At 69.0% G+C, this 19173-nt stretch carries 19 protein-coding genes and 1 tRNA gene; 14 read left to right on the top strand and 6 right to left on the bottom strand.

What is annotated here, in order from left to right; genetic code table 11:
- The first annotated feature begins 239 nt into the window (after positions 1-239).
- From argF to argC, 6 genes are read left to right on the top strand one after another with little or no spacing between them, the layout of a single operon-like run.
- Positions 240-1163, top strand: a complete 924-nt coding sequence (argF, locus tag KMW22_RS00580; RefSeq protein WP_221088511.1) for an ornithine carbamoyltransferase — start codon at positions 240-242, stop codon at positions 1161-1163.
- Positions 1164-1183: 20 nt separating this feature from the next.
- On the top strand, positions 1184-1666 hold the full coding sequence (locus KMW22_RS00575) for a DUF6882 domain-containing protein (protein WP_235692406.1): 483 nt from the start codon (positions 1184-1186) through the stop codon (positions 1664-1666).
- Positions 1663-2181 (top strand): GNAT family N-acetyltransferase, encoded by a 519-nt coding sequence (locus KMW22_RS00570; protein WP_221088073.1) that lies wholly within the window; start codon positions 1663-1665, stop codon positions 2179-2181. Before KMW22_RS00575 ends, KMW22_RS00570 begins: the two co-directional genes overlap by 4 nt.
- Positions 2178-2684 (top strand): NUDIX hydrolase, encoded by a 507-nt coding sequence (locus KMW22_RS00565; protein ID WP_221088072.1) that lies wholly within the window; start codon positions 2178-2180, stop codon positions 2682-2684. Before KMW22_RS00570 ends, KMW22_RS00565 begins: the two co-directional genes overlap by 4 nt.
- Complete coding sequence (locus KMW22_RS19700; RefSeq protein ID WP_221088071.1) at positions 2674-3087, top strand: HNH endonuclease signature motif containing protein; 414 nt, start codon at positions 2674-2676, stop codon at positions 3085-3087. The genes KMW22_RS00565 and KMW22_RS19700 overlap by 11 nt, the downstream gene beginning before the upstream one ends.
- Positions 3084-4004, top strand: a complete 921-nt coding sequence (gene argC / locus KMW22_RS00555; protein WP_221088070.1) for an N-acetyl-gamma-glutamyl-phosphate reductase — start codon at positions 3084-3086, stop codon at positions 4002-4004. Before KMW22_RS19700 ends, argC begins: the two co-directional genes overlap by 4 nt.
- A gap of 349 nt (positions 4005-4353) precedes the next feature.
- On the opposite strand, the gene KMW22_RS00550 is transcribed toward argC, so the two are convergent.
- Complete coding sequence (locus KMW22_RS00550) at positions 4354-5181, bottom strand: segregation/condensation protein A (RefSeq protein ID WP_407928411.1); 828 nt, start codon at positions 5179-5181, stop codon at positions 4354-4356.
- A gap of 12 nt (positions 5182-5193) precedes the next feature.
- Positions 5194-6192, bottom strand: a complete 999-nt coding sequence (trpS, locus tag KMW22_RS00545) for a tryptophan--tRNA ligase (protein ID WP_221088069.1) — start codon at positions 6190-6192, stop codon at positions 5194-5196.
- Positions 6193-6425: 233 nt separating this feature from the next.
- Here trpS and KMW22_RS00540 point away from each other — a divergent pair, with 233 nt between their 5' ends.
- Positions 6426-7451 carry a DUF4142 domain-containing protein gene (locus KMW22_RS00540; protein WP_221088068.1) on the top strand — a complete coding sequence of 342 codons (1026 nt, stop codon included), beginning with the start codon at positions 6426-6428 and terminating at the stop codon, positions 7449-7451.
- Positions 7452-7520: 69 nt separating this feature from the next.
- On the opposite strand, the gene KMW22_RS00535 is transcribed toward KMW22_RS00540, so the two are convergent.
- Positions 7521-9425 carry a peptidyl-prolyl cis-trans isomerase gene (locus KMW22_RS00535; protein ID WP_221088067.1) on the bottom strand — a complete coding sequence of 635 codons (1905 nt, stop codon included), beginning with the start codon at positions 9423-9425 and terminating at the stop codon, positions 7521-7523.
- 40 nt (positions 9426-9465) lie between these two features.
- On the opposite strand from KMW22_RS00535, the gene KMW22_RS00530 reads away from it, so the two are divergent.
- Positions 9466-9542: transfer RNA gene (locus tag KMW22_RS00530), tRNA-Arg, on the top strand.
- 187 nt (positions 9543-9729) lie between these two features.
- A complete protein-coding gene (locus KMW22_RS00525) occupies positions 9730-10728 on the top strand; it encodes an SIS domain-containing protein (RefSeq protein ID WP_221088066.1) in 999 nt (332 codons plus the stop codon).
- Positions 10729-11091: 363 nt separating this feature from the next.
- On the opposite strand, the gene KMW22_RS00520 is transcribed toward KMW22_RS00525, so the two are convergent.
- On the bottom strand, positions 11092-12063 hold the full coding sequence (locus KMW22_RS00520) for a manganese catalase family protein (protein WP_221088065.1): 972 nt from the start codon (positions 12061-12063) through the stop codon (positions 11092-11094).
- Positions 12064-12527: 464 nt separating this feature from the next.
- On the opposite strand from KMW22_RS00520, the gene KMW22_RS00515 reads away from it, so the two are divergent.
- Positions 12528-13178 carry an SRPBCC family protein gene (locus KMW22_RS00515; protein ID WP_221088064.1) on the top strand — a complete coding sequence of 217 codons (651 nt, stop codon included), beginning with the start codon at positions 12528-12530 and terminating at the stop codon, positions 13176-13178.
- Between the two features lie 72 nt (positions 13179-13250).
- On the top strand, positions 13251-14420 hold the full coding sequence (locus KMW22_RS00510) for a zinc-dependent alcohol dehydrogenase (RefSeq protein ID WP_221088063.1): 1170 nt from the start codon (positions 13251-13253) through the stop codon (positions 14418-14420).
- Positions 14421-14495: 75 nt separating this feature from the next.
- On the opposite strand, the gene KMW22_RS00505 is transcribed toward KMW22_RS00510, so the two are convergent.
- Both KMW22_RS00505 and KMW22_RS00500 read right to left on the bottom strand, forming a co-directional pair.
- Positions 14496-15173 (bottom strand): NUDIX hydrolase, encoded by a 678-nt coding sequence (locus tag KMW22_RS00505; protein ID WP_221088062.1) that lies wholly within the window; start codon positions 15171-15173, stop codon positions 14496-14498.
- A gap of 171 nt (positions 15174-15344) precedes the next feature.
- Positions 15345-17387 (bottom strand): amylo-alpha-1,6-glucosidase, encoded by a 2043-nt coding sequence (locus KMW22_RS00500; RefSeq protein WP_328774542.1) that lies wholly within the window; start codon positions 17385-17387, stop codon positions 15345-15347.
- A gap of 124 nt (positions 17388-17511) precedes the next feature.
- Between KMW22_RS00500 and infC the strand changes: the two genes are divergently transcribed.
- From infC to KMW22_RS00485, 3 genes are all read left to right on the top strand, one after another.
- On the top strand, positions 17512-18120 hold the full coding sequence (infC, locus tag KMW22_RS00495) for a translation initiation factor IF-3 (RefSeq protein WP_221088508.1): 609 nt from the start codon (positions 17512-17514) through the stop codon (positions 18118-18120).
- 130 nt (positions 18121-18250) lie between these two features.
- Positions 18251-18496, top strand: a complete 246-nt coding sequence (locus KMW22_RS00490) for a glutaredoxin domain-containing protein (protein ID WP_221088060.1) — start codon at positions 18251-18253, stop codon at positions 18494-18496.
- Positions 18497-18705: 209 nt separating this feature from the next.
- Positions 18706-19125 carry a DUF805 domain-containing protein gene (locus KMW22_RS00485; RefSeq protein ID WP_221088059.1) on the top strand — a complete coding sequence of 140 codons (420 nt, stop codon included), beginning with the start codon at positions 18706-18708 and terminating at the stop codon, positions 19123-19125.
- Positions 19126-19173 lie beyond the last annotated feature (48 nt).

The raw sequence follows: 19173 nt of genomic DNA, 5'->3' as shown, positions 1-19173 counted from the left end.
GGAAGGCGCTGCCCCGCTTGTGCATTTTCAAGCGCCGTTGGCGAATAAACATGCGCTGGCCGCCCAGGTGATTCTGACCTGACCCGCACAGGGTATACTTCTTCCCTATGCCGAAGGCCGACAACAAAGCCAAAAAGGGGATGCAGGCGAAAAAGGGCAAGGGCGAAGCGGCTGCCAGCCCCTTACCCCCCGTGAATAATCCTGCGCTCCTGACCCCCGATGCCCTGCCCACACCCGTGATGGCCGGGCGCGATTTTCTGAGCAACCTCGACATGTCGGGGGCCGAACTGCGCGCCGTGCTGGACACCGCGCATGCCATGAAACGCGGTGAGTGGCGGCAGGTCAAACCGCTGGCGGGGCTGTCGCTGGCGCTGGTATTTGAAAAAGCGTCCCTGCGCACGCGCACCACCTTCGATGTGGGCATGTACCAGCTGGGCGGGCACGCCATTACCCTCTCCAACACCGAGATTGGCCTGGGCACCCGCGAGCGCGTGAGTGACGTGGCCCGCAACCTGGAACGCTGGGTGGACGGCGTGATGGGCCGCGTCTACCTGCAGCAGACCCTGCAGGAACTGGCGCAACACGCCTCTATTCCGGTCATCAACGGCCTGTCGGACATGCTGCACCCGGCGCAGCTGCTGGCCGATTACCAGACCATCGAAGAGGAATTCGGCCACGACCTGCGCGGCAAGCGGGTGGTGTACATCGGGGACGGCAACAACCTCGCCAACAGCCACATTCACATGGGCATCCTCACCGGCACCGACGTGACGGTGGTGACCCCGGTGGGCTACGAACCCAACGCGGGCGTGCTGATGGACGCGGTGCGCGCGGGGGTGAAGGTCACCCTCACCAACGACCTGGGCGCCGTGGAAGGCGCCGACGTGCTGTACACCGACGTGTGGATCAGCATGGGCCAGGAAGCCGAGGCCGACATTCGCCGCCGGGCTTTCCGGGGCTACCAGGTAACGCCCGCGATGCTGAACACCATTGCCCCAGACGGCATTTTCCTGCACTGCCTGCCCGCCCACTACGGCGAGGAAACGGTCCCCGAAGCCACCGAGCACCCCAAGAGCCGCGTGTTTGATCAGGCCGAAAACCGCCTGCACGCGCAAAAGGCGCTGCTGTACCACCTCATGGGCGACATGCGGCCCCGCTGGTAAAGGGTGCAACAATGCCCGGCATGATCCCGGTCAGCCCAGATCTGTTCGGAAGCCAGACGGCTTATGTCGAGCGGTGCCTTGCTGGTCTGCAGGCGCAGACCGCAGCCCACGACGGCACCTGGGGCCTGGGCCGCGCTGACTGGCAGGCCGACCTGCAGGCGGGTACCCTCACGTTCACGAATGACCGTTTTCATGCCACCTGCCCGATGCAGGTGATCGGCACCTATAACACGCAGGACGGCTCGTGGCTGTGGGGCTGGGACCATCCCTCAGTGGCTCCAGACCTCGCACGGGCGGCCGGGGAAGTACGGACATTTGCGCAGACGCACGGTCTGGCGTCCCTCAGCGCACGGACGTTGACCTGCACTGAAGACGATGCCTGGGCGTTCACAGCCTTGGCCTGCGCGCTGGACGAAGCTCAGGGGGCTTACCGGGGCCCCGCTGGCCCCACCTTGGTGTTCATGACTTTTGGCGAGGTGACTTTGAGGGCGGCAGACATATGACCGTGCTGCACACCCCCCGCCTGACCCTCCGGCCCATCACCCCTGCCGACCTGCCCGAGGTGGTGGCCTACCGCAACGATCCGGCCGTGGCCCGCTTTCAGGCCTGGACCCTGCCGGCGACCCTGGAAACGGTGCAGGACCTCGTGTCGGACCGGCCCCTGGGCGCCCCCGGGTGGGTGCAGCGGGCGGTGACGCTGCGCGGCGGCCCCCTGCTGGGCGACGTGGCCCTGAACACCCACGGCCCGCAGGCCGAACTGGGGGTGACGCTGGCCACGGCCGCCCAGGGCCAGGGGTACGCCGCCGAAGCCCTGCGCGCGCTGATGGCCCACGCCTTCGGACCGCTGGGGCTGCACCGCCTGCACGCCAGCATTGACCCGCGCAACGCGGCAGTGGCCCGGCTGCTGACCCGGCTGAGCTTTCGCCACGAGGGCACGGCGATGCAGGGGTACTGGCACCGGGGCGAGTGGACCGACGACGCCTCTTACGCCCTGCTGGCCACAGAATGGACCCCATGACGACCCCCACCGAATGGCTGGACCTCGTGAACGAGCGCGACGAGGTGGTGGGCGCTGTGACCCGCGACGAAGCTTGGGCGCGGCGCCTGCCCGTGCGGGTGGTCAATGCCTTTCTGGTGAACCGCGCCGGGCAGCTGTGGATCCCCCGCCGCACCGACGCCAAGCGCCTGTTTCCCGGGTGCCTGGACATGAGCGTAGGCGGCCATGTAGAGCGCGGCGAAAGCTACGAAGCAGCCTTCCGGCGCGAGACGCAGGAAGAACTGAACCTGGACCTGAACACGGTGCCCTGGCGCGAAATAGCCGCCTTCTCCCCTGTTGAGACCACGCTAAGCGCCTTTATGCGGGTCTATGAACTTCGCTCGGACGTGGCCCCGGCCTTCAATCCCGAAGATTTTAGCGGCGCCGAGTGGCTGACCCCGGCCGAGTTGCTCGCCCGTATTGAGGCGGGAGATCCGGCCAAGGGCGACCTGGCCGAGCTGGTTGCGCGGTGTTATGGGCCGTAAGTTCGCCTTGGCTGAGCAGAATCAGCCTGTACGGAGGTGCCGCAAGTGCAGTTCCGATGACTTCGGCATTTACACCTCTTCGACCACAGGAAAGCAACGCTTTTATTGCCGCGCATGTCGGCGGGAAAGAGCGGAGACCTATCGGCGCAGGCGCCTGCACAACGGCGGTAGCCATACACGCCAAGAGTGGCTGGCCCTGCTCCAGTCGGTCACTGCCTGCCCCTCCTGTCACCGGCCCTGGTCGGAGATTCCAGCCCGGCCTGACCGGAGATTCCGCGCTGTCTGGACCAAAGACCACATCATTCCTGTCTCTGCCGGGGGCACAGACGATCTTCAGAACATCCAGCCCCTTTGCTACCAGTGCCAATTCTCTAAAGGCGCGCGCCTAGAGGTGACATCATGACCCTTCCCAAAGTGTTTATTGACGGCGAGGCGGGCACCACCGGCCTGCAGATTCGCGCCCGGCTGGCGGGCCGCACCGACCTGGAACTGCTGCGGATTGACCCGGCGCGGCGCAAGGACCCGGCCACCCGCGCCGAACTGCTGAACGCCGCTGACGTGTCCATTCTGTGCCTGCACGACGACGCGGCCCGCGAGGCCGTGACCCTGACCACCAACCCGGCCGCCCGGCTGCTGGACGCCAGCACCGCGCACCGCGTGAACCCGGGGTGGGTGTTTGGCTTTCCCGAACTGAACGCCGAGCAACCCGCGCGCATTCGGGCCGCCCGCTTCGTGGCGAATCCGGGCTGCTACTCCACAGGTGCCATCGCCCTGCTGGCCCCGCTGACGGCCGCCGGGCTTCTTCCCCCCGACTATCCCATCAGCATTCAGGGGTACAGCGGGTACACGGGCGGGGGCCGGGCCCTGGTGGACGCGCATGAAAAAGGCGAGCCCCACCCCATGCGGGGCGCGTTTCTCAGCTACGCGCTGTCGCTGGCGCACAAGCACATCCCGGAAACGATGCGCTACGGCGGCTTAAGCCGCACGCCCATCTTCACGCCCAACGTGGGTGCCTGGGCCCAGGGCATGACGGTGACGATTCCGCTGCACCTGCGCGACCTGGGCGTGTCGGCCGGGGCGCTGCACGCGGCCCTCAGCGGCCACTATGCCGGGCAGCGCCACGTGCGGGTGTTCGACCCCGCCCAGAACCCGGACCCGCTGGACCCCCAGGCCCTGAACGACACCAATGATCTGGAGCTTTTCGTGTACGCCTCGGCCGATGGTGGGCGGGCGCTGCTGGCCGCGCGGCTGGACAACCTGGGCAAAGGGGCCGGCGGCGCCGCTGTGCAGAACCTGAACCTGATGCTGGGCCTGGACTGAGCGGGGCTTTCAACCTCCCGTCAGGCAGAACGGGGCGGCATTTGAGCGGCGCCGCATGGAAATGCGCGGCTCTGTTCAGCGGGCCAGGCAAACTGACCGTGGCGGCCCATTCCACCTACGGGCTCAACAGCCGCCCTCCGATTCCGCCTCCACCGCTGTCTTAAGTCGTTCGCTTCAACGTGGCCCTGGGTGCATTCCCGGGGCCGCTTCGGGTGCCGCTGTCAGGAACCCCCCCGTAGCGCGGTCTCAGGCCGCTGGAACTGAGCCGTTGCTTCACACGATGGGGCTGGAATCCGTACGAACAGACCCTGGTTCAGCTTTCGGGTGCGGCCGGCCCCCCAGCTTTCGTTCAGCGGGCGCCGCTGGCCGCGCCCCCGCTGGCCTCGTCCCCATCCGCCTCTTCAGGCAGGTGCGAGGTCACGGCAATATCGCCGTAGGGCTCGGCCTGCTCCGCGCTGAAGGTCCCTTCCTTGACGCCCTCCAGCAGCGCCGCAAAGTAGGTGGTGCGCTCGCCCCAGTCCTGGGCGGGGATGCCGCGAAAGGTGAAGGTGCGCAGCCGGGCGCCAAAGGCCCGCAGCGCCCCCAGGGCGCCCTGCAGGGTCAGGCGCTCGCGGGCCAGCAGGGGCACCTCCACCTGCCGCACCGCTGAGCGCGCCGCGCGAACCAGCCGGGCCAGACTGCCCTGGGGATTGCGTGGCCGCTCGCGCCGGGGCAGGGCCACGGGAACGGGGCGGGCCGGAATCAGCCCCTCGCGTTCGCGGCGCCGGCCCGCCAGAAAGCCCACCAGGGCGTCCAGTTCGGCCAGGGCTTCCACGCCCTGCAGGACCTCGTCATCCGGGGCCTCGTCGAAGGTAGGGTCCGGGGGCAGGTCGTCGTCCTCGGGGGGCGGCAGCAAGAGGCGGGCTTTCAGGGCGATCACGGCCGCCAGGGTGGGCAGCAGGTCGGGGTGGGCGTCGGCCAGGCCAGTGGGGCCCGCGCCCGTCACCTGCCCGGCCCAGGCCAGCACCTCGCGGGTGAGGGCCAGCAGCGGCACCTCGGCCGGAGACACGCGCCCGGCGCGCAGGGCCGCTGCCAGTTCGCCCAGCGTGCCCGTGAACCCGGGCAGCGCGGCCACAAAGCTGGCCGCCCCTGCCTGGGGCGGTGCGGGGGGAGCGGCCGGGGCCAGGGTCGCCGTCACAGGGAGGCCAGCTTAAAGGTGCAGGAAGCCGACCCTGGCCCGCGCCTCGTCCATCACCGGCTGGGCAATGGCGCGCGCTTCCTTGGCGCCCTGCACCAGGGCGTCGCGCACGTAGTCGGGGTCGGCCTTCAGCACGGCGGCGCGCTCCTGAATGGGGGTCAGGTGCCCCGTGATGTTCGCCATCAGCTTCTTCTTGCAGTCCACGCAGCCAATGCCCGCCGTGCGGCAGCCCACGTAGACCTCGGCCAGCGTGTCGGCGTCGCTGAAGAGCTTGTGGTAGTCGCCTACCAGGCACTTGTCGGGGTCGCCAGGGTCGGTGCGGCGCACGCGGGCGGGGTCGGTGGGGGCCACGCGCAGCTTCTGCCAGATCGAATCCAGCGGCTCCAGAATGCCCAGGGTGCTGGCCTCGCCCTTGCTTTTGCTCATCTTGCCCTGGCCGTCCACGCCGGGAATGCGCAGGGCGCCCTCGGCCAGCACCGCCTTGGGTTCGGGAAAGGTTTCGCCAAACGCGTGGTTGAACTTGCGCGCAATCTCACGGGTCAGCTCAATGTGCTGCACCTGATCCTCGCCCACGGGTACGGTGTCGGCCTTGTAGAGCAGGATGTCAGCGGCCTGCAGCACCGGGTACATCAGCAGGCCGGCCGGGGTGCTTTCCAGTTTCTGGGCCTTGTCCTTGTACTGGGTCATGCGCTCCAGCTCGCCCACCGGGGTCAGCAGGGTAAACAGCCAGCCCAGTTCGGCGTGCTCGCGCACATGCGACTGCACGAAGAAAATCACCTTCTCGGGGTCCAGGCCCGCCGCGAAGTTCGCCACCGCCATGTCCAGGGTGCGCTGAGAGAGCAGCGCCGGATCAAAGGCCGCCGGGTTGGTGGGCGCGTGCAGATCCACCACGCAGTAAATCGAGTTTTTTCCGTACTGCTCGCCCAGCGCCACATAGTTGCGCATGGCCCCGAAGTAGTTCCCGATGTGCGGCTCACCCGTCGGCTGAATTCCAGAAAACACGCGCGGCATAACCGGCCGATTCTAGTGCATGGCGGGAGACGCAACGGCCCCCAGGGCTGCCCGGTTCATGAGGGAGGCCCCAACGCCCATTGACCCAACCCAGGCGTGGGCACGCACCCGGGCCCCCGGGCGCTGCATGGCCCCTTCACCGCCCCCGCAGGCCACTCTCCGAAGCTGGGGACGATCCCGGCGCGCCCTGGGGGCCAGCGGGCCCTGGCACCCGGACCATCAAAGGAGACGCCATGACTGTCCTTCGATCCCTCCTGCTGCTTCCGACCCTGCTGCTGGGCGCCGCTGCCCAGAGCACGCCCACGCAGAGCCCCCCGGCCCAGAGCACCACCTCCCAGAGCACCAGTACGCCCCCGACCACTGTTCTCGTGCCCAGCCCCTCACCCAGCGCGCTGTGCGGTCTGGTGGCCGCCGCTGGCGCCAGACCGGCCCCCGGAACGACGACGGGCGCGGCGGCCGGCACAGGCGGCACCCGTAGCGGCACGGCGTCGGGTTCAGGTGGGACCAGTGGCGCGGGCACCAGTACCACGGGCGCCGGGCAGACTGGCGGCAGCGCCAGCACGGCAGGCACCGGGACAGGCACGGGCTCATCGAGCGCCGGCTCGGCTGGCACTGGGGCAACTGGCAGTGGCAGCTCGGGCAGCGGCCAGGGCAGCGGCAATTCGGGGGCTGGGGGACAAGGTTCCGGGGGCCAGGGTTCAGGCAGCGCCGGCAGCGGCAGCCAGACCCAGGGGAGCCAGGGCACCGGTGGCCGGGGGACCAGCACCCCGAGCGGCAGCGCGGCCACCGGGACCGGCAGCGGGGCAAATACCAGCACCGCCGCCCGCACCACCGACGCCTGTTTTGCCACCCAGGCCGCCCTGAGCGACCAGTTCGAAATTCGCACCTCGGGGCTGGCCGCCGGCCGCAGCGCGCGCCCAGAGGTCAAGGCCTTTGCCCAGCGGCTGATTCAGGACCACACCGCTGCCACCCGCCGCCTGACGCCACTGGCCGCGCCCCTGCTGCAGCGCCTGCCCACAGCGCTGGACACCCCCCGCGAGGTGCAGTACCGCGCGCTGCAGGTGCAGCAGGGCGACGCCTTTGACCGGGCTTTTCTGGCCGCCCAGGTCTCGGCGCACGAGCAGGCGGTCAATCTGTTTACCACCTACAGCAAGGCGGGCACCCACGCGGGCCTGCGCGCCCACGCCGCCTCCAGCCTGCCCGCGCTGCAACAGCACCTGCAACGCGCCCGCGAACTGCTGCGCGCGGTGGCGAAGTAACCCAGGCCAGCAGGACACAACGAAACCGCCGCCCCACATTCACGGGGCGGCGGTGCTGTGGGCTAAAGGTTAGCGGTCGCTGGTGCCTTCGGCGGGGGTGCCGGTGTCCCCCTGGCCGGTGCCTTCCTGGGCCGGGGTGTCCGGCGTGGAGGTATCGCTCTTCGGGGTGTCGGTCTTGGCGGGGGCCTTGGGGGTCTGGGCGGCCACGCGCTTTTCCTGAGCGGCCAGCACGGCCTTCAGGTTGTCCGTGGGCTTCAGGGTGGCCACCTGGGTCTCCAGGAACTTCTGGCCGGCCTCGCTCTTCTTCTGGGCCAGCACCTGCGCCTCGATTTCATCGCGCACGGCACTCAGGGGCTGGGTGGTGGCGGGCTTCAGATCGGTGACATACAGCACCACGAAGCGCTCGCCCACCTTCACCACGTCGCTCAGGCTGCCTTCGCCCGCGTCTTTCAGGCTCTTGGCGGTGAACACGGCCGCGTTCAGTTCCTCGCTGAGGGCGCCGTCGCCGGCGGTCACGGTGCCGCGCTCGCTGACGGTGCCGCCCGCCTTGCTGGCCGCCGTCACAAAGTTGCCACCCGAGAAGCTGTTGCGGAAGGCCACGGCCCCCGCCTGATCCTTGAAGTTGGCCTCGGCCACCGCCGCGCTGGCGGGGTTCTCATACTGCGCCTTGTTCTGGGCGTAAAAGGCCGAAATGTCGGCGGCGCTCACCTTGACGTTGCGCCCACCGTAGGCCGCCAGGGCCGCCGCCAGTTCCTGGCGTGTGCCAGTCAGGTTCAGCTTCAGGCGCTCGGCAATCGTGGGGGCCGCGTAGGCCTGAATCAGCTGCTGCACCGTCTGGGGCTTCAGAATGCCGTTCACCAGACCGGCGGCCTGTTCAGCCGGCACCTGCTGCAGCAGACCCGCGAACTGCTGGTTGTTCACCACCTGCCCCACCAGATCCGAGTAGGGAATGTCCTGGCCGGCCACGCTGGCGACGGTGGGGTTTTCCGTCTTCCAGTTGATGTCCTTGTACTCGACCTTCAGGTCTTTTTTCAGGTCGCGCACCCAGGCTTCCAGGGCGGCGTTCTGCTTCTGCTCGGTCACGGCGGTCGTCAGGTCGCTCTTGGCGTCCTCGAAGGGCTTGGGGGCGGGGGGCAGGTACTTTTCCACCTTCACGATGTAGAACTTGCCGCCGCTTTCCACCACGTCGGTCAGGCCGCCTTCCGTGAGGGCAAAGGCCGCCGCGCCCACCTCGCTGGGCAGGGCCACCTGCGCCACTGGCCGGGGCACGCCATTCTCGACGGGGCCCAGGGCGCCGCCCCGGTCCTTGAACTCGGTGCTGTTCGCGCCCGCCAGCGCAGCGAAGTCGGCGCCGCCCTGCAGCTGCTTCAGCAGGTCCTGCGCCTTGGCCTTGTCGGCCACCACGATCTGGCGGCCCTGAATGCGGGCGTCGGTCTGGAAGCGCTCGGGGTTCAGGTCGTAGTAGGCGCGCAGTTCGGCCTCGGTGGGCGCGGGCACGGCCTTTTTCAGTTCGTCCACCTTGCGCTCAATGGCAAGACTCTGGCGCACCTGCTCGCGGTAGGTGGCGTCGGTCAGGCCCGCGCCCTGCAGCGCGTCGGTCCATTTCTTGTTGTCGGTCAGGTCGTTGGCCTCGCGCACTTCCTTGACCTTGGCGTTCACGTCATTGCGGCTGACCTTGATGTCCTTCACGGCGTTGGTCACCAGGGTCTGCTCGACCTTCTGGGCCACCACGTAGGTCTTGAAGTCGTCGGCCAGCAGGCCGGTGTCGGTGCTGCTCAGAACTGGGTTGCTGCGGCGCACCGCTTCCAGGTCCTCCACCGTTACGGTGGTGCCGTTGACCGTCAGGGCGGGGGTGCCTTCCTGCTTGCGCCCGAACAGGTCGCCCAGGTTGGGCGTGAACTGATAGGCCATGCCCACGATCAGCAGCAGGGCCAGAACGCCCATCAGGACGTTCACGAGTTTCTTCTTGTTCACTTGATCTCCTTCATACGAAGTGCTAGGGTACCGGAGCTTTGCGCTCGTAGCTCAGGTGGATAGAGCGTTGGCCTCCGGAGCCAAAGGTCACTGGTTCGAGTCCAGTCGAGCGCGCCACCCCCCTCACCCTGCCACTTCGGCGGGGTGATGTGTTTTGCCCTCACAGGGGCCGTCCAGAAGCGCACGCGCCGGATTCTAGCATGCAAGGTTAAGCGGAGGTGAAGGCGCGCAGGGCCGTCTGGCAGGGGCTTTTTGGGCCCCGCCCAGCCGCCTGCCGGGCCCCCACTGAGCTACCCTGAACCCTATGAGCACCCACCTCCTGACCCTGCTTGAAACCCTGCCCGGTGCCTACGCGGGCCCTGACCGCCCGGAAGACGGGCCCTACGGCCTGGTGGGCGCTGGCGAGGGCACCCTGGCCGCGCACCTTGCCCAGAGTCTCGTCCCCGGCACCCTGGCGCGCAGCGGCACCCAGTTCGTGCTGGGCAGCCCCGACGCCGGCGCCCTGGCCACCGACTACGCCGATCTGGCCACCGTGGCGGGCGCGCAGGTGCGCCGCGTGGCCACGGGCGGCACCCCCGAGGAAATTGACGTGCTGGTGCCGGGCGGCCCCCTGGCCACCTACCACTTTGCCCAGTACGTGGCCCACGCTAGCGGCCACAGCGAGGACGCCCGCGCCGCCGACGCCCTGCTGCAGGACCTCGCCGCGCGCTGCGCGCCCCATGTCACAGAAGACAACCCGGCCCGCGACCTCGCCTGGAGCCTGTGGGGCCGCACGCCCCTGCTGCTGGCCGCCCCCGACGCCGAGGCGCTGCCCCACGCGTGGCAACAGTTGCTGGCCCGCACCGCCAAGACGCTGGCCGTGCCCCTGCTGGGCGACAGCCTGCCGCTGGTGACAGGCGCCTTTGAAGCGCAGCACGAGAAGGGCGACGCCAAGGTGGCCCTGCTGCTGGGCGACGCCGACGACACCCTGCTGCTGGCGCGCGAGGTGCTGGAATCGCGCATTGACGAGATCATTCATGTGCCCTACCCAGGGGGCGCGCAGGGCTACCCTGGCCAACTGGCCCTGTGGTACTTCGGCGCCTGGGTGGCGGCGTATCTGGCCGAGCGTTATGGAGTGGAGGCCGCTGACGTGCCGGTGCTGGCCCGCGCTCAGGGCGTGATGAGCGGAGAGGACCGCGAGCAGGCCCGCCTGAGCGCCCCGCGCGACGACCTGCGCCGCACGAATCTGGTCCGCGACTGGGCCGGAGACGATGACCAGACGGACGAAGACCCCGACTACGACGAGGACGAAGCAGAAGAATAAGAGAGAAGCAGCGGCGCGGCGCAGCCCTTTCGCTGCGCCGCTTCAGTCTTGTGCCCTTCCGTGATGCGTTCCGCTGTCCTTTGCCGCGCTGGTTCTCGTGGTGGGTGACAATCCACGAGGCGGCCTCATGCGGACACTCCCAGGAGGACCCAGCGCGGCGAAAAGATTCAGGCTTTACCCGCTCTGGCATGCTTGAATGGCGTGCCAGCTAGAGCCAGGAGCACCCACCGGCGCTGAAGGGCCAATGTTGCCCCGCAGGAGGTCACTGGTCACCGCTGTACGGGCCAGTGACAAGATCCCGAAGTCCACCCCTGCGCTCTCCCCTGCCTCCAGACCAACGCGCTCCGAAGAGGCTGCCTTCCCTCAGCGGTCTTTTTCTCCACGGCCCAGCAGGTCGTCGGCCACGGAGCTGATGGTTTCGGTGAGGCGCGAGGCGATGCCCTGCGAGCTGGTGTCGCCGGGATCGGTCAGGCCGGCCGCCGCTGCGCGCTGCTGCCCACCCTCGATTTCCTGCAGCTGGGCGTGGGCCTGCGGCAGCGGCGGCGCCAGCTGGGGTTCCTCGCCCATAGGCTGCAGGGCCACGGTGCGGAATTCGCCCCGGCCATCCAGGCTGGGCCCGGAGGTCCAGCGGCCCTGGGGCGGCGCCGAACCGTCCACGCTGGTGGTGAAAAAGGTGTAGGCGAATTCGCGCGTTTCGTGCGCCTCATCGTGTGGAAACGAGTTCGGAATGGGCAGGTTGCCTTCGGGACCGCCCAGTTCCTCAATGACCGCCAGCCACTGCTGCTGGTGCATCACGTCGCGCGAGATCAGAAAGCGCAGCATGTCTTTCATGCCGGGGTCGTCGGTGTACTCGTACAGGCGGGTGGCAAGCACCAGCCCACTGGCCTCGGCGTTCACGTTCGAGTACATGTCGGCGGCGATATTGCCGCTGGACACCACCCACGAGCCGTTAAACGGATTGCCCTCGCTGTCGGCGGCCAGGGCGCCCATACCGCCCGACAGGTACTGCCGGGGGCTCATGCCGCCCATCACAGCGGCGACCATGGGGTTGGCGCGCGCCGCTTCCTCCTGCACGGCGCTGGGGGAGCCCTGCAGGTTCAGGGCAATGGCGGTGGCCAGCATCTCTACATGCCCAATTTCCTCGGTACCGGTGTTCAGCAGCAGATCGCGGTATTTGGCCGGCCCGCGCGAGTTCCACGCCTGAAACAGGTACTGGAACATCACGCGCATCTCGCCTTCCACGCCGCCCAGGGCCTGCTGCAGCATCTTGGCGAACAGGGGATTGGGCCGCTCCACGCGCACCGGGTACTGCAGCCGTTTATCGAAATAGAACATCGCACGCTCCTTGTGGGGGACAGCTCTCAGGTCAGGCGCTGCTTGGGGCGCCGCCCGCCCTCGGCCCGGGCGCAAGGCGCAGGGGCAGAGGGTCGCCTGAAGTCTGTGGGGCCGCTCTTCAGCGACGGCCCCAAGGGGGTGAACGCCGGGGCCCGGCAAGGCTGGGGCCACCCCTGTACTGCATGAAGGCCCATTGACCTTTGGTCCTGGCGGCGAGCCGCTGGGCGTGATGCCCCCTACGTTCCCCCGGTGCGGCCATGTCCCCGCTGCGCCTCTTCCCTTCTGCCCCATGAGCCCCGTCCAAAGAGGCGCTGAGTCAACTCGGGGGCAGCCGGCAACTCTGGCCCCAGCGGCTGCATGGGCCCTTCACAGCCGGGGCCCGCCCACCCCCGAAGCTGGCCAGGGACCATCCCCTTTACCGCTTTTCCCCACCACCTCCCAGGAGCCCCCATGACGGAGCCAAGATGACCAGTCACCCCAAACGCGCCGGCCAGCCCCTGAGCGCGGCGGCGCTGGCCGCCCTGTCCAGACTCTCGCCGGGCTCGCCGTGGCGGCGGCCCACACCGCTGGGCGGGGCCGTGCTGGTCCTGGTGGGGGGCGGCCTGCTGTACCGCCGGGCCGTTCACCAGCGCCGCGCCGCCACATCTGGCCCCCTGGAAGCCCAGCGCGTGATGAGCGTGCTGCGCGCCCCAGAGGACCTGACCCAGGCGTGGCAGGACCCCGGTGTGCTGGCCCAGGTGCTGGCTCCGTTTGCCGATGTAACGGCGCTGGGCCACGGCCGCCTGCACTGGGTGCTGCGCGTGCCCGGCGACCCGCCCACCTGGGACACCGAGACGGTGGAGACGCGGCCCGGCCAGCTGGTGCGCTGGCGCTCGGTGCCGGGCGCGGCCCTGGCGCTGCAGGCCGAACTGCGCCTGCGCCCCGCGCCCTTGGGTCGGGGCACTGAAACCACGCTGTGGTTTCAGCTGCAGGCCCCAGGAGACCAGCTGGGCCCCGCCTTCCGGGCCGCCGGGCTGGGCCAACTGGTGGAGGGGGCGCTGCGCCGGTTCAAAAGTCTCATGGAAGCCGGCGAAATCCCCACCCTGACCCGCAACCCCGCCGCCCGCCCCGCCTGAACTGGGGACGGCCACCCACCCTTACCCGGTGTCCACCCTGACGGCCCCGGTAGCAGAAAAGGAGACTTCTCGATGCGAGCCCTCTGCTGGGAAGGCGTGAACGATCTGCGCGTGCAGACCGTCCCCGATCCCGAACTGGTCAACCCACACGACGTCATTCTGAAAATCAGCCTGTCCACCACCTGCGGGTCGGACCTGCACTTTATTGACGGCTACATTCCCACCATGCGCCCCGGCGACGTGATCGGCCACGAGTTCATGGGCGTGGTGGAAGAGGTGGGCGCCGCCGTGACCAAGGTGCGCCGGGGTGACCGCGTGGTGGTGCCCTCGTTTGTGTCCTGTGGCAACTGCTGGTACTGCCAGAAAGACCTGTATTCCCTGTGTGACAACACCAACCCCAACGCGGCCCTTCAGGCCCCGGCACTGGGCTATCCCACGGGCGCGGTGTACGGGTACACCCACGCCTTTGGCGGCTACGCGGGCTCGCACGCCCAGTACATGCGCGTCCCCCACGCCGATGTGGGCTGCTTTCCGGTGCCCGAAGGCCTCAGCGACGAGCAGGCGCTGTTTCTCTCGGACGCGGCGCCCACCGGGTACATGGGGGCAGATTTCTGCCACATTCAGCCTGGCGACACCGTGGCGGTCTGGGGCGGCGGCGGCGTGGGCCTCATGGCGGCGCAGAGTGCCCGGCTGCTGGGCGCCGAGCGGGTGATCGTTATTGACCGCTTTCCAGAGCGGCTGCGCCTGGCCCGCGAACACGCCGGCGCCGAGACCATCAATTACGCCCAGACCCCGGAGGTGCTGGCCCTGCTGCACGACCTGACGGGCGGACGCGGCCCGGACGCCTGCATTGACGCGGTGGGCATGGAAGCCCACGGCACCGGCCCCGGCTACCTGTATGACCGCGCCAAGCAGGCGCTGCGCCTGAGCACCGACCGGGGACAGGCCCTGCGCCAGGCGATCATGGCCTGCCGCAAGGGCGGCACCCTTTCGGTCCTGGGGGTCTACGGCCTGATGGACAAATTTCCGCTGGGCGTGATCATGAACAAGGGCCTGACGGTGCGCACCGCCCAGCAGCACGGCCAGCATTACCTGCCCCGGCTGCTGGACCACGCGGTGCGGGGCGAACTGGACGCCTCGTATCTGGCCACCCACCGCTTTTCACTGGAAGACAGCCCCCGCGTCTACGAGATGTTCAAGCACAAGACCGACGGCATGGTGCGCGCGGTCTTTGCGCCCTGAAGAGGAGCCAGAGGCTGGGGGCCGTCCCGCGCGCTGCTCCGGGGTCCACGGAGGCTGGCCGCAGCCTCCTTCTCCCTACAGCGCCGGGGTGCGGGTGCCCTTGGCGCGGCGGTACAGCTGGGCGGGGCGGCCCACGCCGCTGCGGCGCTCGCCGCTGGGCATCAGGGTGCCCTGCGACAGCACGCGCTTGCGGAAATTGCGCTTGTCCAGCTTGCGGTTCAGGATGGCCTCAAAGACCCCCTGCAATTCAGGGAGGGTAAAGGTGTCGGGCAGGAATTCCAGGGCGAGGTTGGCGTATTCCAGGCGCAGCTGCAGCCGCCCCAGCGCCCGGTCCAGAATCGCCTGATGGTCAAAGGCCAGCCGGGGCGGCTGGTGGGCGCTGAGCCACGCCGCGCCCAGGGTGTGGCCCCCACCGCTGACCTCCACGGCACCGGCAGGCAGCACGGCCAGATGCGCCACGCTCACGATGCGCCCGCGCGGATCGCGGTTAACCTCGCCAAAGGTGAAGAACTGTTCCAGGTGCCGGGGTTCCAGTTCCACGGTGGTTTCGGTGCGCAGTTCGCGCAGGGCCGCCTCGTGCAGTTCCTCGCCGGGGTGCACGAAACCGCCGGGCAGCGCCCAGTCGCGGGCGTGGGGCAGTTCGCCGCGCTGCACCAGCAGCACCCGCAGTTCCCCGGCGTGCATAGCAAAGGCCGCCACATCCACGGCCAGCCCCACCTGGGTGGCCTGAGGGGGCAGCAGCAGGTCACCCACAGCGGCCAGCCTGCGAGGCGCCCGCACTGGCCCTCGCCACAGCCCTTACCGGGCAACAGGGGGCAGGACAGCACGGGCGCAGCATGGGCTGATCGTAGAATTGGTGTCCTGGGGACGTCAAGTCACCCTCCGCGCGCACCCTGGACAGCTTTCTGCGCCCAGGGGCGACATTCAGGGCCCGGTGGGCGTGGCGGCCCGCTGCGCTTCAGCGCGCGAGACCAGCACGTGGGCGCGCAGCAGTTCGGCCACGCTCCAGGCCTGAAACGGGCAGCCCCCCGGGCGCAGGCTGTCGCCCGCAAACACCTCTGAAACGTGGCCCAGCCCGGCGTCCCACACATGGCCCATCAGGCCGTGCAGGGCCGCGCGTGCCGGCCCCACCTCGCCCCGGGAGAGCAGCAGTTCGACAAACGCCGTGAGCGGCCAGGGCCAGACGGTGCCCTGATGGTAGGCCGCGTCGCGCTGCACCTGCGCGCCGCCGTAATTGCCCTTGTAGCGCGGGTCCAGCGGCGACAGGGTGTGCAGGCCCAGGGGGGTCAGCAGTTCCGTTTCCAGGTCCCCCACCGCCGCCGCCACCTGGGCCGGGGTGGCAGGCGTGTCGGGCAGGGCCAGCGCCAGGGCCACGTTGGGGCGCAGACTGTAGTCCGGCTGGCCCTGGGGGTCCAGGGCATCGGCGTAGGCGCCCGCCTGCCAGAACCGCGCGAAGCTGGCCTGCCCCTGCGCCAGCGCCCCGGCGAACTGCGCCGGCTGACCCAGGGCCGCCGAGAGCCGCCCCTCGGCCCCCAGCGCCGAGAGCCACAGCCCCTGAATCTCCACGGGCTTGCCGTGCCGGGGGGTCACCACCCAGTCGCCAATTTTCACGTCCATCCAGGTCAGCTGCACGCCGCCCTCGCCGGCCAGCAGCAGGCCGTCGGTGTCGGCGCGGATGCCGTGGTCGGTGCCGCGCCGGTGCCAGTCCAGCAACTCGCGCAAGGCCGGCAGCGCCGCGCGCGCGAAGTCCAGGTCGCCGGTCACGGTCACGTAGCGTTCCAGGGCCACCGCCAGCCACAGGGCGCCGTCCACCGTGTTGTAGCCCGCGCCGGCGCCGTCCTCGTGAAAGTTGTTGGGAATCAGGCCCCGGCGCAGCGTGCGCAGGAAGGTGTCCAGAATCTCGCGCGCTTCGGTCCAGCGGCCGGTCAGCAGCGCTACACCGGTCAGCGCGATCATGGTGTCGCGGCCCCAGTCGGCAAACCAGGGGTAGCCCGCGATCACCGTGGTGCCGGCCGGCTGGGCGCGGCGCACGAGGTAGGCGTCGGCGGCGACCGCCAGGGTGGCCACGAGGTCGTCGCGCACCCCGGTCACGGCCTGGGCCTGCGCGGCCAGTGCGCGGCGGCGGGCGGCTTCCTGGGCGTAGGCGGCCCAGGGGTCTTCCACCGTGACCTCGCCCGTGGCGGGGGTCAGGCCCTGCACCACCAGGGCCGCGCGCCCGCCGCCGGCCGGGAAGCTCAGGTCCCACAGGGCGGCGCCTCGCACGTACTCGTGATCGGGTTCGCCGCGCGCCGCATCGTGGCGGTAGTACACGCGCTGGGTGAAGGGGCGCGGCTCCAGGGTGCCCAGGGCCGCGCCCGGCGCGTGCACGGTCACGCGGGTCAGGCGCTCGCCCTGCACCGCCACCTCGCGCCCGGCGGCGCTGAAGGTCAGGTCCGGGGCGCGGCGGTGCGCGGCGTGCATGTCGCGGTCCACAAAGTAGCCGCCCAGCACGAGGCTGACGGGTTCGCGGCTCTGCACCTCGTACAGAAAGACCACCGCCCCCGAGCCACGTGGGCTGAAGGCGCGGCGGCGCACGGTCACGCCGCCCACCGCCTGTTCGCGTTCGGGCAGCAGGTCCAGCAGCGCGGCGCCGCTCAGCACGTCCAGTCCCTGCCCTTCAAAGACCCCGGGGGCAATTTCTAGGGCGTGCAGAGCTACCTCTCGCAGGCCCGCGCGGGTGCTCAGGCGCAGCACCTCGTGCGGCGAGACAAAGTGTGCGGCGCGCTGCACGGGCGGCTGGGCGCTGACCACCAGGCCCGAGTAGCAGCGCGTGGGCACCCCGGCGAGGCTGCTGAGGGCAAAGCCGCCCAGGCCGTCGGTGAGCAGCACTTCCAGGTCGGGGTTGCGGGCGGCCTGGGGGCCAAAGGTGGCGGCGGTGGGCCAGGCGGGGGCACCGGGTGCGGGCGCAGCGAAGTCAGGCGCAGTCACGCTGCCCAGCATGGCAGAGCGCCGGGGGCGAAGGCGGGGGGGCGTGGTAGACTGGGGCTGTCTCGTCCCGTCAGATGTGGGCGAAGCCGCCCGGAGAGCCAGCGTGCCCCGGAGCGCGGCGGAGGTGATGAACATAGCGAAAGAACACAAGGTCAACGAGCAGATTCGGGTGCGCCAGATTCGCCTGATCGGCGCTGAAGGTGAGCAGGTGGGCATTATTGATACGCGCGACGCCATGCAGATGGCGCGCGAGGCCGGGATGGACCTGGTGATGGTCAGCCCCCAGGCCGTGCCCCCTGTGTGCCGCCTGCTCGACTATGGCCGGTTCCGCTACGAACAGCAGCAGAACGAGAAGGAAAACCGCAAGCGGGCCCGCGCGCAGGAAGTCAAGGCGATCAAGTTCCGCGTGAAGATTGACGACCACGACTTCAACACCAAAACCGGGCACGTCCGGCGCTTTCTGGAAGAAGGCCACAAGGTCAAGGTCACCATCATGTTCCGTGGCCGCGAGCGCACCCACCCCGAACTGGGTGAGCGCATTCTGGTCCGCGTGGCCGAAGTGCTGGCCGATGTGGGGGCCCCCGAGAGCAACCCCAGCATGATGGGCATGGACATGAACATGATCATGACCCCCAAAGCGGCCCCCGCGCCCAAGAAAGAGCGCGCCGCCGTGGCCGAGGACGGCAGCGCCCCGGCCGCCCCTGGCGACAGCGCCGCTGCAGCCAGCGCGTAAGACTGCTCCCAGCAGCCCACCGCCCGCTTGGGTGGTGGGCTGTTCACGGCTTCCGGACAGCCTGGGCAGCCGAATGCTTTATTTTGTAAACTGATGATGTGGGCCCAGCTGGCCCGCCCGGAGGACGACCATGATCAAGATGTACACGACGAGCTGGTGCCCCGACTGCCACGCGGCCAAGCGCGCCCTGACCAGCAAGGGGCTGGCCTACGAGGAAATCAACATTGAGCAGGACGAGCAGGCCGCCCAGTACGTGATGAGCGTGAACGGCGGCAAGCGCAGTGTGCCCACCCTGGTGCACGGCGACGTCGCCGCCAGCCTGAGCGGTTTCCGCCCGCAGAAGCTGGATGCGTTTCTGGCGCAGGCGGGGCTGTAAGGATTCAGGACGCAGGGGGCGGGGCGCGGGAGGCGGGAAGGTGGCCTTCCGCGCTCTGCGGTTTGGGACAGGGTGGGAGCTGGGCGACTTTGGGTCCAGCGTACAAGCCTCTGGCGTTCCTCTTGGGCCGACTCAGCACCACAACTTCGCTTGAACAGCGGCAACGTTCCTCATAAACTCCCTCCACCAAGCTCTTGGTGGAGAGGCATATGAATGAATACTTGAAGGTCATACGGGGGAATTACGCCAACTTTAAAGGCCGCGCCCGCCGCCGCGAGTACTGGATGTTCTTCCTTGTTAACTTTTTTATCTCGCTGATCCTGAGTGTCGTTAGCAATGCGCTAGGTTGGACCCTTACTCCAGACACCACCAACCCCCTGAGAAGCTTGGGCGTACTGGACGGCCTGTACACCTTGTTCGTTTTGGTGCCTGCTCTGGCTGTCAGCGTGCGCCGTCTCCACGACACGGGCAGAAGCGGATGGTGGCAACTGATTGCCGTCATTCCACTGGTGGGCCCACTGGTCTTGCTGTTTTTCCTGGTTCAAGACAGTGAGGCCGACGAGAATGATTGGGGTGCCAATCCTAAGGCGCTGGGCTCTCAGAGCGCTGCTCCCCTGCGCCAGTGGTAAACCAGTACTGAACGTGGGCAGCGGTGCGTGGGTGGTCATGGCGACCCC

Source organism: Deinococcus aquaedulcis, assembly GCF_019693445.1.
Lineage (GTDB): Bacteria > Deinococcota > Deinococci > Deinococcales > Deinococcaceae > Deinococcus > Deinococcus aquaedulcis.
This window is presented reverse-complemented; position numbering and strand designations above follow the sequence as displayed.

Excerpts from the sequence above, each read along its gene's own strand:
- KMW22_RS00565 (WP_221088072.1), top strand. The coding sequence starts at position 2,178 with ATGACGACCCCCACCGAATGGCTGGACCTCGTGAACGAGCGCGACGAG.
- KMW22_RS00525 (WP_221088066.1), top strand. The coding sequence starts at position 9,730 with ATGAGCACCCACCTCCTGACCCTGCTTGAAACCCTGCCCGGTGCCTAC.
- argC (WP_221088070.1), top strand. The coding sequence starts at position 3,084 with ATGACCCTTCCCAAAGTGTTTATTGACGGCGAGGCGGGCACCACCGGC.
- KMW22_RS00515 (WP_221088064.1), top strand. The coding sequence starts at position 12,528 with ATGACCAGTCACCCCAAACGCGCCGGCCAGCCCCTGAGCGCGGCGGCG.
- KMW22_RS00490 (WP_221088060.1), top strand. The coding sequence starts at position 18,251 with ATGATCAAGATGTACACGACGAGCTGGTGCCCCGACTGCCACGCGGCC.
- KMW22_RS00575 (WP_235692406.1), top strand. The coding sequence starts at position 1,184 with ATGATCCCGGTCAGCCCAGATCTGTTCGGAAGCCAGACGGCTTATGTC.
- trpS (WP_221088069.1), bottom strand. The coding sequence starts at position 6,192 with ATGCCGCGCGTGTTTTCTGGAATTCAGCCGACGGGTGAGCCGCACATC.
- KMW22_RS00520 (WP_221088065.1), bottom strand. The coding sequence starts at position 12,063 with ATGTTCTATTTCGATAAACGGCTGCAGTACCCGGTGCGCGTGGAGCGG.
- argF (WP_221088511.1), top strand. The coding sequence starts at position 240 with ATGGCCGGGCGCGATTTTCTGAGCAACCTCGACATGTCGGGGGCCGAA.
- KMW22_RS00510 (WP_221088063.1), top strand. The coding sequence starts at position 13,251 with ATGCGAGCCCTCTGCTGGGAAGGCGTGAACGATCTGCGCGTGCAGACC.
- KMW22_RS00570 (WP_221088073.1), top strand. The coding sequence starts at position 1,663 with ATGACCGTGCTGCACACCCCCCGCCTGACCCTCCGGCCCATCACCCCT.
- KMW22_RS00485 (WP_221088059.1), top strand. The coding sequence starts at position 18,706 with ATGAATGAATACTTGAAGGTCATACGGGGGAATTACGCCAACTTTAAA.
- KMW22_RS19700 (WP_221088071.1), top strand. The coding sequence starts at position 2,674 with ATGGGCCGTAAGTTCGCCTTGGCTGAGCAGAATCAGCCTGTACGGAGG.
- KMW22_RS00540 (WP_221088068.1), top strand. The coding sequence starts at position 6,426 with ATGACTGTCCTTCGATCCCTCCTGCTGCTTCCGACCCTGCTGCTGGGC.